General features: G+C 69.7%; 13 protein-coding genes and 1 pseudogene. 5 read left to right on the forward strand and 9 right to left on the reverse strand.

Annotated elements, in window-relative coordinates:
• Window positions 1-10 precede the first annotated feature (10 nt).
• From ACZ7MX_RS10425 to ACZ7MX_RS10440, 4 genes are all read right to left on the reverse strand, one after another.
• Window positions 11-988 carry a macro domain-containing protein gene (locus ACZ7MX_RS10425; RefSeq protein ID WP_472131150.1) on the reverse strand — a complete coding sequence of 326 codons (978 nt, stop codon included), beginning with the start codon at window positions 986-988 and terminating at the stop codon, window positions 11-13.
• 95 nt (window positions 989-1,083) lie between these two features.
• Window positions 1,084-1,941 carry a trypsin-like serine peptidase gene (locus ACZ7MX_RS10430; RefSeq protein WP_472131151.1) on the reverse strand — a complete coding sequence of 286 codons (858 nt, stop codon included), beginning with the start codon at window positions 1,939-1,941 and terminating at the stop codon, window positions 1,084-1,086.
• Window positions 1,922-2,263, reverse strand: a complete 342-nt coding sequence (locus ACZ7MX_RS10435; RefSeq protein WP_472131152.1) for a CU044_2847 family protein — start codon at window positions 2,261-2,263, stop codon at window positions 1,922-1,924. Before ACZ7MX_RS10435 ends, ACZ7MX_RS10430 begins: the two co-directional genes overlap by 20 nt.
• A gap of 178 nt (window positions 2,264-2,441) precedes the next feature.
• Window positions 2,442-2,918, reverse strand: a complete 477-nt coding sequence (locus tag ACZ7MX_RS10440; RefSeq protein ID WP_472131153.1) for a ferredoxin reductase domain-containing protein — start codon at window positions 2,916-2,918, stop codon at window positions 2,442-2,444.
• A 473-nt stretch (window positions 2,919-3,391) separates the two neighbouring features.
• Here ACZ7MX_RS10440 and ACZ7MX_RS10445 point away from each other — a divergent pair.
• Window positions 3,392-3,538: pseudogene (locus tag ACZ7MX_RS10445) on the forward strand (peptidase C39 family protein); the annotation flags it as partial.
• Window positions 3,539-3,770: 232 nt separating this feature from the next.
• Window positions 3,771-4,892: an amidinotransferase gene (locus tag ACZ7MX_RS10450; RefSeq protein ID WP_472131154.1), complete on the forward strand. Its 1,122-nt coding sequence runs from the start codon at window positions 3,771-3,773 to the stop codon at window positions 4,890-4,892.
• A gap of 34 nt (window positions 4,893-4,926) precedes the next feature.
• Here ACZ7MX_RS10450 and ACZ7MX_RS10455 read toward each other — a convergent pair whose 3' ends face one another.
• Entirely contained in the window at window positions 4,927-5,361 is a 435-nt protein-coding gene (locus tag ACZ7MX_RS10455; RefSeq protein ID WP_472131155.1) for a GNAT family N-acetyltransferase, read from the reverse strand.
• A 933-nt stretch (window positions 5,362-6,294) separates the two neighbouring features.
• On the opposite strand from ACZ7MX_RS10455, the gene ACZ7MX_RS10460 reads away from it, so the two are divergent.
• A complete protein-coding gene (locus ACZ7MX_RS10460) occupies window positions 6,295-8,514 on the forward strand; it encodes an NADP-dependent isocitrate dehydrogenase (protein ID WP_472131156.1) in 2,220 nt (739 codons plus the stop codon).
• Window positions 8,515-8,913: 399 nt separating this feature from the next.
• Window positions 8,914-9,312 carry a VOC family protein gene (locus ACZ7MX_RS10465; protein ID WP_472131157.1) on the forward strand — a complete coding sequence of 133 codons (399 nt, stop codon included), beginning with the start codon at window positions 8,914-8,916 and terminating at the stop codon, window positions 9,310-9,312.
• A gap of 22 nt (window positions 9,313-9,334) precedes the next feature.
• Here the strand turns inward: ACZ7MX_RS10465 and ACZ7MX_RS10470 are convergent, their stop codons facing one another.
• The 4 genes from ACZ7MX_RS10470 to ACZ7MX_RS10485 all read right to left on the reverse strand — a co-directional run bounded on the left by ACZ7MX_RS10470 (window position 9,335) and on the right by ACZ7MX_RS10485 (window position 12,298).
• On the reverse strand, window positions 9,335-10,033 hold the full coding sequence (locus ACZ7MX_RS10470; protein WP_472131158.1) for an HAD family hydrolase: 699 nt from the start codon (window positions 10,031-10,033) through the stop codon (window positions 9,335-9,337).
• 104 nt (window positions 10,034-10,137) lie between these two features.
• Window positions 10,138-11,073, reverse strand: coding sequence for a M56 family metallopeptidase (locus ACZ7MX_RS10475; RefSeq protein WP_472131159.1), 936 nt, complete (start codon window positions 11,071-11,073; stop codon window positions 10,138-10,140).
• 121 nt (window positions 11,074-11,194) lie between these two features.
• Entirely contained in the window at window positions 11,195-11,791 is a 597-nt protein-coding gene (locus ACZ7MX_RS10480) for a DUF5134 domain-containing protein (RefSeq protein ID WP_472131160.1), read from the reverse strand.
• Between the two features lie 120 nt (window positions 11,792-11,911).
• Window positions 11,912-12,298 carry a VOC family protein gene (locus tag ACZ7MX_RS10485; RefSeq protein ID WP_472131161.1) on the reverse strand — a complete coding sequence of 129 codons (387 nt, stop codon included), beginning with the start codon at window positions 12,296-12,298 and terminating at the stop codon, window positions 11,912-11,914.
• 119 nt (window positions 12,299-12,417) lie between these two features.
• On the opposite strand from ACZ7MX_RS10485, the gene ACZ7MX_RS10490 reads away from it, so the two are divergent.
• Complete coding sequence (locus ACZ7MX_RS10490; RefSeq protein WP_472131162.1) at window positions 12,418-12,951, forward strand: GNAT family N-acetyltransferase; 534 nt, start codon at window positions 12,418-12,420, stop codon at window positions 12,949-12,951.
• Window positions 12,952-12,964 lie beyond the last annotated feature (13 nt).

Below are 12,964 nucleotides of genomic sequence, written 5' to 3' on the forward strand. Positions count from 1 at the left end.
AAGCAGTCACCTATCCGGAAGCATCCCGAGCGGAGAGATTTTCGATCTTCCGCCGGGTTTCCCTGGTCAGCTCCTCGACGCGTTCGATCTCGGCATTGACTTCCAGGATTTGGTTCTCCAGGATGACCGGAATGCCCACTCCGGCATATCGAGCTCGCTCGATCTCCAGCTTGTTCAGTGAACCATAATGCACGTTGAGGAGCGTACTCAGGCCCTCCAGTCTCGTCTGGAGCGCCTTCTTCTCCACTTGCGCGTCTTTCCACTGGCTATCACCGACCGCCTCGTCGGCCAATTCAATGACGCGCTTTCCGGCAGTGGCGAAATGGCTTTCTTCCTGTCGGCGTTCGATCTCATCGACGGACTGGGGCCGGCTCGCGAGGGTTACCACCTCGCCCATGATCTCAGACAGTACGTCTTCCAGGGCGGACTTCAGGTTCGAGGACGTAGTCTCGTCGGCCACTTCCTGGAGTCGCTTTACGGATGACGCCAACCGCTGCCCCTGTGCGGCCAACGACGCCAGTGAGGCTGCGCGCTCGTAGAAGATGACCAAATCGTTCTCCCTTACTCCTTCCCTGGCAAGTAAGTGCAGGCTGACCTCGCGCAACGCCATGTTCTGCGCGAGCCGACGGCAAATCGTCGAAACCAGGGCATCGGCCGCATCATAGAAGGGGAAACCGGCGACACCGGTGCCTAGCGCCGGGAAGGCGATACTGCGGATGTGCAGGCTCTCGGCCAAATCGAGTGCACGGTTCGCCAGAGTCACGATGCATTGATGATCCGGATATTTCCGGTGATCCAGATCGATGGTGACGGCGTGGAAAATGTACGCTGCGGGATGAGCGCCGGCGCTCGTCACCGCTACATCCCCGATGGCCAGGGGGATCAACTTCCTGGCATGCCTCTGGACCTCTTTGCCGCCCGCCCTGAGAAGAGACAGCGAGACTCCGCCACCCATGGTCAAGTAATTGTCGTCGGAACTTACCAGCACCTCGGCATGTGACTCAGTAAGCGGCCCGTAGGTGACACTGAATGAGGAGTTTCCCACTCGATACGTAGTGGGGTTTCGTGACAATGGAGGCTCCCTCACTCTTCTTCTCCGAGCTGGCGCCGCAATTCGGACAGCCGAAGGCGTTCGTCCTCAAGTTGGGTCAGGAGATGCACGGGGGCACTCCCCGCATACCGTGCTTCCTGTTCCTCAAGGATGCGGACGCTTCGCTCATGTACACCCAGCAGCTTGCGAAGGTGTTCCCTTCTCTCCGGTGTCATGCCGCGCGGCCCTTGGTTGGCGCCGCCGACATCAGACAGAAGTCCCAGATCCCCATACCGTGCAAGAGTCTCCACGGGAATCGCATAACCGGTTCGAGGATCTCCTCTGTCACCCCGCGTGCGGTCCCGGGTGACGACCATACCGATCACCGCCGAGATATCGATATCCCAGACCGGTGCCCCCGAGAAGCCCCTCTCCAGTGCGAAACCTAGAGAGGAGTCCGATTGCAGTTGCAGCCGCTCGGCACCTGCGGCACCGACAACCGATCCCCGTGCGGGTACTCCCGATTCCTCATGCCCCCGCGGATAACCGTAGGCGCGGAAGCGGTGGTCCCAGACCCCGGCTTCGGTCGAACGAAGGGGAGCGGCCACCGTGCCGCGGGGCGGCGGTGTCTGCAATCTGAGGACTGCGATGTCTCCGGTCCCGTCGCCCCGGTCCGGGTGCCACCCGTCGTCAACCACCCGTGCGGGAAGGGGCGTATGCGGTTCCACGAACTGAAACTCGACGAGCACGGGGGTTGCAGGGGGCGTCTGCGCCTGCCCGCTCGCAATGACGTGAGCACAGGTGAGGAGGTGCCACCCGCCCACATAGATCCCTGCGCCTACCGGCGCCTCACCTGCATCCCGGCGAATCCGTAGCAACCAGGGCGGACGTTCAATCGTCGAGGGCAGCACCAGCCCGGCTCCCGCTCGTCCGATGCCAAGTCAGCCTTACGGTGAAGTGCCCCTCCGCTGCCGTCTTCGCCACGATCACACCGGCCTCGGCATTCAGCTTCATGCCGAACTCGATTTCGAACCCGTCCGGCAGAATCTGCTGCACTGTGTGCACCACTGCATCAATGGCGGGACGCGCCGCATGTAACGCCTCATCCAGTCGGCGGCCTGATTCGATCACTCCATTCGCGTCACGGGAGACTTGTTCAACTCCGTAGGAATCCAGGTCGACTTCGATCAGTGCGGGCCCTTGCGCGGTCTCAAATCGAACGAGCTCGTTCATTGCCATCCCTGAGGTTTCGCCTGAGGAACAGGCTAGCCGCCCTGATCGCACCTGTCCGCGGGTCGTGCCGGCCCAGCCCGCGTGCTACACCCGCATGAAGCGACAGCCGGAGGGCCGGACGGACACCCGAAGGCCGCCCGGGCGCCGTGTAGGGCAAGAGGCCCCCTACACGGGGCCATCAAGGACAGGCCCCACTGCCACGCCAGCCAGAGGTCGGGGCGGAACACCTCGTAGTGGATCGCCTGTGGCGGGGCCCGCGGCCGAGCAGATCGCCGCACAGGGTATGCATGAACGGTAGGGGGTCGCAGAGGTGGGCGGTGATGCCCTCGGGCAGGGGCAGCCCGCCGACGTCGGCTCGGCCCGCGGACACCGTCACCGACGCGGACGCGGACGCGGATGCCCGCTGGTCCACTTCCTCATACCACAGGTGCAGCGAAGCGTGAGGCGGCGTGCCGACCGGGCGAAGCAGTTCGTCGGAGTGGGCGTGGTCGGCCAGAGAGGGGTCGGCGTGGACGACGACCTGCCGGGACGCCCCGGTGGCGGCCAGGTGGTGGAGTATGGCGAGCATCGGGGTGTCGCCGATGCCGGCGGAGGACAGGCTGTACTGGCGGATCTGCCGGGCCACCGGGGTGAAGTACGTCCATGCTGCGACCATCCGAGGGAGCGGCGGGGGCGACGTACAGGGATTCCTTGTACTCGTTGTTCATGCAGCCTCCTGCTCGCGACAGATGTCCTTCAGCCGGGTCTTGATCTCGCTGGCCCAGAACCGCAGTTGTTGCTCTACGCGGAAACTTGGGATGGCTTGCTTCTCGTGATTGCCGTCAACTCGTGAGAGGGGATTTCCGAGAGATTTGGCGAGAGCCGGCACGGTCCGCATCGTTGGTCCGTGGCCATTCACTTTTGTAAGTCAGGAGTGCGACACGATAGGTAGGGATACGGCCGCATCGAACAGGGGCACGCCACGCCCTCTGACCGTCGTGGGCCAGTCGTAGACGGCCTCCGCGAGGTAGCTGGCGCTGGGGCCGAGGTGACGGACGGTGAAGAGTGCGCGCGTTGCGGCCCTGGGCTGTCCTTGCTGCCACTCGTCAATGCCGGAAGCCGCCCGGTGTCTGCCAAAGCCTCGCACTTCAGTTCGAAAACATCTGGCTGCGGACGAAGCGCAAGAACGCCGACGGCAGGACCGTCAGCGGCAGTGGCGGGGTCTGCTACCTGTACTTCCCGGCCAAGCCCAGTGCCGTACAGCGCAGGGCGCTGCGTGCGGTCGGGGTCGTCTGACGGAAACGTCCCGCAAGGGCAAGGGCGCGGCCAACTCCCGTTTTCCGGGCGTTGGTTGTGCCCTTTTCCGTTCCCGGTTGAATAGCAGAGCGCGTAATGAGTGGCAAGGCAGGAGTTTTGGCCAAGATGTGAACGACCCTTGCTCCGGCCGCCGGTCGCCGCGTTCAATCGATCTTCATCACGGCAGTCAGGTTCCTGGCTGCCGTGCGCCATGAGATCGAGGAGCGAGTGCGTGACAGCGCAGAACGACCCGCCCGTGCGGACGTACCCGTCCGTCGTTTCCGGGGACCGGCCCAAGAGTCCGGTGTGTTCCTACACGGAGTGGGACCCGCTGGAGGAAGTGATCGTCGGCATCGTCGACGACGCCAGTTTCCCGACCTGGCACATGGCCTTACCGCCGGTGCTCCCCGGCGACCAGCACGAGACCTTCCGGCGGAATGCCGGGCAGCCGTTCCCGCCCGAACAGGTCGCCGCGGCCCGCGCCGAACTGGAGGAATTCGTCCGGATACTGGAGGGCGAGGGGGTGACGGTGCGCCGACCGGAGCCCATACCTCAGCGCACGCCCTACACCACGCTCGACTGGACCAGCACCGGAATGTACGCGGCGATGCCCAGGGACGCGATTCTCGTCGTCGGTGACGACATCATCGAATGCCCGATGGCCTGGCGCTCCCGCTACTACGAGAACCTCGCCTACCGCCCGCTGCTCAAGGAATACTTCCGCGGCGGCGCGAAATGGACCGCCGGGCCCAAGCCCGAGCTGACCGACGCCCAATTCGACCAGGAATGGAGCGATCCGGGCGAGGACGGCCCGCAGCGGCTGGTGGTGACGGAGTTCGAGCCGACCTTCGACGCGGCCGACTTCACCCGCTGTGGACGCGACATCATCGCGCAGAAGAGCAATGTCACCAATGACTTCGGAATCGAGTGGCTGCGCCGCCACCTCGGCGACGAATACCGCATCCACGTCTTCGAGTTCAAGGACTCGCACCCGATGCACATCGACGCCACGCTCGTTCCGATGGCGCCGGGAAAACTGCTGATCCACCCCGAACGGGTGCCGGAAGTGCCGGAGCTGTTCAAGGGCTGGGACGTGATGACCGCACCCCAGCCGGTCATTCCGGATGCGCATCCGCTCTACATGACCAGCAAATGGATCAACATGAACATCCTGATGCTGGACGAACAGCGGGTCATCGTCGAGCGGCAGGACGAGCCGATGATCTCGACGATGAAGAAGTTCGGTTTCACCCCCATTCCCTGCAATTTCCGCAATTTCAACAGCTTCGGTGGATCGTTCCACTGCGCCACCGTTGACGTCCGCCGCCGGGGCACCCTGCAGTCCTACTTCTGAGGGGCCAGCGGGGCGGGGTCCGCGGGGGCGGGAGTCAGGCGAGCCGCAGGTCGATCCAGGGGATGGTGTCGCCCGGCAGGAGGTAGCGCTCCACTTCGTCGAAGCCGTGCTTCAGCGCGAACCGGAGGCCGTCCTCGTTCGACGACAGGACCACGGTCTCGACCGTCCCGGCGCCCAGCGCGCGGGCCCGCGCCAGCCCCCGCGCGTACAGCTCCCCGCCGTACCCCTGCCCCCGGTGGGCGGCCAGCACCCGGGCGATCACCGTGGCCGTGCCGTCCACCGGCGGCCGGACGGTGCTGCAGCCGATGAGGACGTCACCGAGATACGCGACCTCCAGGTGGTGGCGCCCGGAGCGCTCCCGTACGTCGTCGAGGGACAGCTGGTGGGTGGGGATGATCACGTTGTGGACGTGCTGCCAGTCCGCCAGACCGGTCTCGCCGTCCACCCGTACGAAGCGCAGTGTGGGCACCGGGCCAGATAACCGGCGCGTACGGGGGGCTGTCAACGGTTGCGCTTTGCGGTGCCTCCCACGTGCCTGGCTTTCCCGCCGTGGGGGTTTCTCGCCGTTGCGCTTTGCGGCGCCCCGCACGTAGCCGTCTGTCCCGCCGTCGGGGTTTCTCGCCGTTGCGCCTGCGGCGGGCTGGGTTTGTGGTGGGTGCGGTGACGGGCCTGCGGGGCCGGTGTTTGGGACTGCTGTCGCTTTACGTCCCAAACACCGGCCCCTCCGGCCCGCCCCCTCCCGTTGGGGGAGGGGAATGCGGTGAGTGGGGGTGGGCGTTGCTGGATACAAGGGGCCCTTGGGACCCGTAGGGGACGGTCGAACAGAACCCGTAAGGGTTACGAGCGCCCCCTGCAGGGCCTCAACTCGACGGGCGGGGGAGGTATTCCCGTTGCCCACGACATGAGGTACTTCTGAGACGACGCCCGCCCCCACCCAGCTCACCCCCCACTCACGGGAGGGCTGGACCGGAGGACGAAGTCTGGAGGGTCGGCACCGCACCCGACACACAAACGCCCGCCGCCAGGCGCAACGGCGAGGCGACCCGCGGCGCCGCGGACAGCTACGTGCGCGGCGCCGCAAAGCGCAACGGTGAGCAGCAACCGCGGCGGGCCAGCCAGGTACGTGCGGGGCGCCGCAAAGCGCAACGGTGAGCAGCAACCGCGGCGGGACAGCCAGGTACGTGCGGGGCGCCGCAAAGCGCAACGGTGAGCAGCAACCGCGGCGGGCCAGCCAGGTACGTGGGGGGCGCCGCAAAGCACGCAACGGCGAGCAACCCCGACGGCGGGACAGACGGCTACGTGGGAGGAAAGCCAAACGCAGTGGAAGGGTCCTGTCGAGGGGGAGGCCGTCACGAGATATCTTGATGTCGAGCAATGTTGCAGACGTGGAGCGGAGCACCCGGTGACTGACTCGACCATCATTTACACCCACACTGACGAGGCCCCCGCCCTCGCGACGTATTCCTTCCTGCCTGTGGTCCAGGCCTACGCGTCGCAGGCCGGCGTCAACGTGGAGACGCGTGACATCTCCCTGGCCGGTCGCATCATCGCGAGCTTCCCCGAGCGTCTCCAGGAGGGGCAGCGCATCGAGGACGCCCTCGCCGAGCTCGGCCGGCTGGCCAAGACGCCCGAGGCCAACATCATCAAGCTGCCCAACATCTCGGCCTCGATCCCGCAGCTGAAGGCCGCGATCGCCGAGCTGCAGGAGCAGGGCTACGCGCTCCCGGACTACCCGGACGACCCGAAGACCGACGAGGAGCGCGACATCCGCGCCCGCTACGACAAGGTCAAGGGCAGCGCCGTCAACCCGGTCCTGCGCGAGGGCAACTCCGACCGCCGCGCCCCCGCCTCGGTGAAGAACTACGCCAAGTCCAACCCGCACCGCATGGGTGAGTGGACGGCGAGCTCGAAGACCAACGTCGCCCACATGACCAACGACGACTTCCGCTCCACCGAGAAGTCCGCGGTGGTCGGCGAGGCCGGTTCGCTGCGCATCGAGCTCTCCGGCGACGACGGCTCCACCACCGTCCTGCGCGAGTCGGTACCGGTCCTCGCCGGCGAGGTCGTCGACGCCTCCGTCATGCGGGTCGCCGCGCTGCGCGAGTTCCTCACCGCCCAGGTCGCCCGCGCCAAGGCCGAGGGCGTGCTGTTCTCCGTGCACCTCAAGGCCACGATGATGAAGGTCTCCGACCCGATCGTCTTCGGCCACGTGGTCCGGGCCTTCTTCCCGAAGACCTTCGCCAAGTACGGCGAGGTCCTCGCCAGCGCCGGCCTCACCCCGAACGACGGTCTCGGCGGCATCTACAAGGGCCTGGAGTCGCTGCCCGAGGGCCCCGAGATCAAGGCGTCCTTCGACGCGGAGCTCGCCGAGGGCCCGGAGCTCGCCATGGTCGACTCCGACCGCGGCATCACCAACCTGCACGTCCCCAGCGACGTCATCGTCGACGCCTCCATGCCGGCCATGATCCGCACCTCCGGCCACATGTGGGGCCCGGACGGCCAGGAGCACGACACCCTCGCGGTCCTCCCGGACAGCAGCTACGCCGGCATCTACCAGGTCGTCATCGACGACTGCCGCGCGCACGGCGCCTTCGACCCGTCGACCATGGGCTCGGTGCCCAACGTCGGCCTGATGGCGCAGAAGGCCGAGGAGTACGGCAGCCACGACAAGACCTTCGAGATCCCCACCACGGGCACCGTGCGGGTCCTCGACGCGGCCGGCAACGTCGTCCTGGAGCAGGTCGTCAGCGCCGGCGACATCTTCCGGATGTGCCAGACCAAGGACGACCCGATCCGCGACTGGGTCAAGCTCGCCGTCAGCCGCGCCCGCGCGACCGGCGACCCGGCCGTCTTCTGGCTCGACGCCGAGCGCGCCCACGACGCCCAGCTGATCCAGAAGGTCAAGCAGTACCTCACCGAGCACGACACCGAGGGCCTGCAGATCGAGATCATGGCGCCGGTCCACGCGATCAAGTTCTCCCTCGACCGCATCCGCCGCGGCGAGGACACCATCTCGGTCACCGGCAACGTCCTGCGTGACTACCTGACCGACCTGTTCCCGATCCTGGAGCTGGGCACCAGCGCCAAGATGCTCTCGGTCGTCCCGCTGATGAACGGCGGCGGCCTGTTCGAGACCGGCGCCGGCGGCTCCGCGCCCAAGCACGTCCAGCAGCTGGTCAAGGAGAACTACCTGCGCTGGGACAGCCTGGGCGAGTTCCTCGCGCTCGCGGTCAGCTTCGAGCACCTCGCCCAGAAGACGGGCAACGCGCGCGCCCAGGTGCTCGCCGACACCCTCGACCGGGCGACCGGCTCCTTCCTCACCGAGAACAAGTCGCCCAGTCGCCGGCTCGGCGGTATCGACAACCGCGGCAGCCACTTCTACCTGGCGCTCTACTGGGCCCAGGAGCTGGCCAAGCAGACCGAGGACGCCCAGCTCGCCGAGGCGTTCAAGGGCCTGGCGGCGACCCTCTCCGAGCAGGAGAAGACCATCGTCGACGAGCTGATCGCGGTGCAGGGCTCGCCGGCCGACATCGGCGGCTACTACCAGCCCGACCCGGCGAAGGCCGCGGCGGTCATGCGCCCGTCGCAGACGTTCAACCAGGCCATCGCCTCGCTCGGCTGATCCAGCCGCTGCGGGCCCCACGGCCCCGCCCCGCCCCGGCCGGCATCCCGCCCGGCCGGGGCGGCGCCGTACCGGAACCGATCGGTCCGGCGCCGTCCGCGGCATCTGTCCGGACTCCCCAAGCTGGAACGCCCGGAGAGGCACCGGATCGCCCGCCACCACCCGGGCCCCCGTCCTCCCGCACCGCGTCGATCCCGCCGCGGCCTCCTCCCGGGCGACTTCGCCGCGCTCCGGAAAGCGGCCGCCGACCAGCCCCCGGAGCCGGCCGTGACCAGGGGCCGTAACCCGGCGGCACGGCGGCCCCCGGCGAGGTAGCGTCACCCCGGCACCACCGCCGCCCATGACCGCCGCGACCGGTCCGGGCGACCCGGTCATCACGTCTCACGGGGGAACGCACGGATGGAACTCGCTCAGGTCCGCCTGCTCGTCACGGACTTCCGCGGCTGCTACCGCTTCTACCGGGACGTGCTGGGCCTCACCCCGCAGTTCGAGGCGGAGGACGGCCCGTACGCCAAGTTCACCTGCGACCAGGGCTCCGCGGGCCTCGCCCTCCAGGACCGCGCCCAGCTGGCCGGGGTCCTCGGCGATCTGGCGGCACTTCCGGCCGGGCACCGCTCCCTCGTCGCCCTGCGCGTCGACGACCTCGACGGATACTGCGCGCAGCTCACCGGGCGCGGCGCGGTCCTGGACCACGGCCCGGCCCCGATGACCGATCGGATGCGCGTCGCCCACCTCAGGGACCCGGAGGGCAACCTCCTCGAAATCCAGCAGTGGCTGGCCCCGCGCACCGCCGGCTGACCCGGCCCGGGCGGGGCGCCGCTCACCCCACCAGGTCCAGCACCGGCCGCAAGCCGTCCGGGCGGCGCTCCACCGGCAGATGGTCCACCGGCAGGTAGGCGCAGCCCAGCGCGGTCGCCCCGCCGTCCGCCGTACGGTCGTCGCCCACCATCAGCACGGTCGACGGGTCCAGGCCCAGCTCCCGGCAGGCGACCGCGAACAGCCTTGGATCCGGCTTCTGCAGACCGTGCTCGAACGACAGCACACAGCTGTCCAGGTAACGGGCCAGGCCGTGCGCGCGCAACACCGGCCGAAGGTCCCAGCCGATGTTGCTCAGCACGCCGGTCGGCACACCCCGCCGGCGCAGCTCCGCCAGCACCTCGGCGGCGTCCGGGTAGGGCCGCCAGGCCGCCGCCGTCATGTGGCGTTCGTAGAGCGCGTCGTACAACTCCTCGGCCGGGAGCGGGACTTGACGGGCCAGCCCGGTGTACAGCGCGCGGTGGTGTGCGGCGTCCCGGTCCCGGATCTCCCACAGCCCGGCCAGCCCGTCGGGCAGCGCGACGGGGGAGGAGCCGCCGGGCAGCGCCCCCGCCCGCTCCAGCTCGGCCGCCCGGCGGGCCAGCTCCGCCTCCTCCATGGCGACCCCGGTCGCCGTCAGCGCGGCACGCAGCCAGGCGTCGGCGGGCTCGATCCGCAGCAGCGTCCCGGAGAAGTCGAAGAGCACACCCTTGATCGTGGTCATGGCCCCATCCTGGCGCGGAACGCCGCGCGGGGCGACGGGCGGGTACGGCGCGGGGCCGGCGGGCCCCGGCCGCAGGACCGGCCTGCCGACCGGGCTCCTGCCCCTCAGGTCAGCGCGCTCAGCCCCGGGATGAACGTCACCAGCAGCGGTACCGCCGGCAGCAGCACGGCGCAGGCGGTCATCCGCAGCCGGCGGCCCGGTGTGAAGCGCGGGGCGGGCGCGAGCAGCCGGTCCACCCGCTGCGGGACCTGGGCGAGCTGCGTCGGGCAGGGCCCGAACACCCCGCGGTCCTCGTTGAGTTCGACCAGGGCCAGGGCGATCGTCAGCCGGCCGAAGCGGCGCGAGGCCACGTCGTCGGCGGCCAGTTCGACCAGCCGGTGCACCTGGTCGCGGAACGCCGCGAACACCGGGATCTGCGGGAAGCCGGCCGCCAGCGCCGACGCGCAGTGGAGCAGCAGATCGTGCCGGGCCCGCACATGGCCCTGCTCATGGGCGATCAGCGCATCGAGCTGGCGGCCCTTCAGGCGTCGCAACGCCGCGGTGGTGAGGACCAGTTGGGGCGAGGAGTGCTGCAGCCACCACGCCTCCGGGCGGTCGCCCTCCAGGACGACCAGCCGCTCCCCGGCGGGCTCCTCACCGGGCAGCAGCGGGACCCGCCGCCGCAGCTCGTCCCGGCTCCGGCGCCGGCGGGCCCGTGCGTCGCACACCTCCCGGGTCAGCGCGAGGCCCGTCCAGGCACCGCCGCCCGCGAGCAGCAGGGCCAGCACCCCGGCCCAAGGCCCGTGGGCCTGCAGGGCGTACGCCTCGACGACCACCCGGGGCGCCGGGCCGAACACCGGGCTGCGGACGGATTCCCAGGCGGCGGCCGCGCTCAGCGACATCGCGAGGACGCAGCACAGCAGAACACCGGCCACCACGCACTGCCACACCCACAGGGCGAGCACCGGTTCGCGGTCGGGCCAGTCCGAACGGGCCATCAGCCGCGGCGCCGTCGCCGCGGCCAGCGCGCCGAGAATCATCAGCGCGATAGGGACCATCATGGCGTCAGCCTATGAGCGCACGACTACTCGTTGGTACAGGCACGCATCGGAAGTGACGTACGCCACCCCGGTGCGAGGTGTGGCACGGGGCGGCCGTACCTGCCGGGGCGCGCCGCCGGGGTCACATCATGAGCAGCATCGCCAGCATGCCGATCCCCATCGCCACCCGGCAGGCGCGCAGCACGTCCGCCGTCCCGGCCCCGCCCGCCCCGGCCACCGCCGGCCCGTCCGCCGTCGCACCCGCCGCAGGCACCAGCCGGACCCCCGCGCCGATCACATAGACCGTGTAGTAGGCGAGCAGCAGACCCGTGAGCAACGGCACCCCGCCCGGCGCGGAGTGCGTCATCGCGCCCAGGTGGCCCGTCCCGGTCATGCCGTGCCCGGCCCCCGGCGGGCCCGCGGGGCCGCCCGGCCCCACCATGGCCAGCGCCATGTACACCATCGCCAGCGCGCCCACCGCGTGGTGCAGATGCCGGCGCACCAGCGCCGCCCCGGCCGTCGCCCCGAAGACCGCGGTGAACAGCCACGGCGACCACGGCGGCGGCGCCACCACGGACGCCGGCACGGCCATCACCGCCATCCCCAGCGCCATCACCCCTTCCCCGCGGGCCGCCACCCGCTGCGCCGGCGGTACGCCGCCGGCCCGGGCCAGGCAGTAGGCGCCGGCGCCCGCGCACAACAGGACCAGCAGCCAGCCGACCAACGGTGGTGCGTGCACGAAGCGCCTCCCTGCGGCCGTCGCCACCCGTACGCGTCGGCTGCAGGATGCCCGCGGGGGAGGCCGCACACGGGAGCGCACGGGCGCAGACGGGGAGCGCGGAGGTCGGCGGGAGGGCCTCTAGGGCCGGTAGCGCAGCGGATGGTCCGCGGGGACCTCGGTGAGCACGATGCGGTGCCCGTCCGGGTCGGCGATCCACATCTCGATCAGCCCCCAGGGCTCCTGCACCGGCGGCCGCAGCACCTCCACCCCGCGCGTCACCAGCTTCCGGTGCGCGGCCTCGGCGTCGGCCACCTGGAGCCACAGCCGGAGGGTGTCCGTGGCCGGTTCCGTGGCGCGGCCGGAGACCTCCAGGAAGCCGCCGCCGAGGAAGTAGACCGTGCCGCGCTCGGGACCGGTGCCGAACTCCCGGTAGATCTCCAGCCCCAGCGCCTCGCCGTAGAACGCCCGCGACCGTTCCGGATCGGACGGCCGCAACAGCACCCTGCTGCTCAGTACATGCACCATGCCGGCGACCCTACGCCGCACGACCGGTGGCCCTGACGCGGCACGCGCACCTCTTGTTAGCCTCGGACCCGCCAGCCGCCCGGCTCCGCCCCGCCCGGCCCGAGAGGACTCCGCCCGCCATGCCGACCACCGAGCTGATCTTCCGTACCGCCGTCGACGCCGACGTCCCCGGCCTCGTCGACCTCATCGAGTCGGCGTACCGGGGCGACGCGAGCCGGGCCGGCTGGACCACGGAGGCCGATCTGCTGGAGGGGCAGCGCACCGACCCGGAGGGCGTCGCCGCCGTGGTGCGGCACGAGACCGGGCTGCTGCTGGTCGCCGAGCGGGACGGTGCGCTGACCGCCTGCTGCCAGCTCGAACACCGCGGCGACCACGCGTACTTCGGGATGTTCGCGGTGCGCCCCGTGCTCCAGGGCGGCGGTCTCGGCCGGACCATGCTCGCCGAGGCCGAGCGGACCGCCCGGGAGACCTGGCAGGCCCAGGAGATGCGGATGACCGTCATCCGGCAGCGCACGGAACTGATCGCCTGGTACGAGCGCCGCGGCTACCGCCGCACCGGCGAGTTCAGCCCGTTCCCGTACGGCGACGAGCGGTTCGGCATCCCGCAACGCGCCGACCTGGAGTTCGAGGTGCTGGTCAAGCCGCTGGGCTGACCGTCCCCGCGGG

It is taken from the genome of Streptomyces sp. NPDC107765 (genome assembly GCF_055657085.1).

What these genes read in the sequence shown, in the direction of transcription:
- ACZ7MX_RS10435 (WP_472131152.1), bottom strand. Translation starts at nt 2,263, where the DNA reads ATGAACGAGCTCGTTCGATTTGAGACCGCGCAAGGGCCCGCACTGATC.
- ACZ7MX_RS10440 (WP_472131153.1), bottom strand. Translation starts at nt 2,918, where the DNA reads ATGGTCGCAGCATGGACGTACTTCACCCCGGTGGCCCGGCAGATCCGC.
- ACZ7MX_RS10465 (WP_472131157.1), top strand. Translation starts at nt 8,914, where the DNA reads ATGGAACTCGCTCAGGTCCGCCTGCTCGTCACGGACTTCCGCGGCTGC.
- ACZ7MX_RS10470 (WP_472131158.1), bottom strand. Translation starts at nt 10,033, where the DNA reads ATGACCACGATCAAGGGTGTGCTCTTCGACTTCTCCGGGACGCTGCTG.
- ACZ7MX_RS10475 (WP_472131159.1), bottom strand. Translation starts at nt 11,073, where the DNA reads ATGATGGTCCCTATCGCGCTGATGATTCTCGGCGCGCTGGCCGCGGCG.
- ACZ7MX_RS10485 (WP_472131161.1), bottom strand. Translation starts at nt 12,298, where the DNA reads ATGGTGCATGTACTGAGCAGCAGGGTGCTGTTGCGGCCGTCCGATCCG.
- ACZ7MX_RS10490 (WP_472131162.1), top strand. Translation starts at nt 12,418, where the DNA reads ATGCCGACCACCGAGCTGATCTTCCGTACCGCCGTCGACGCCGACGTC.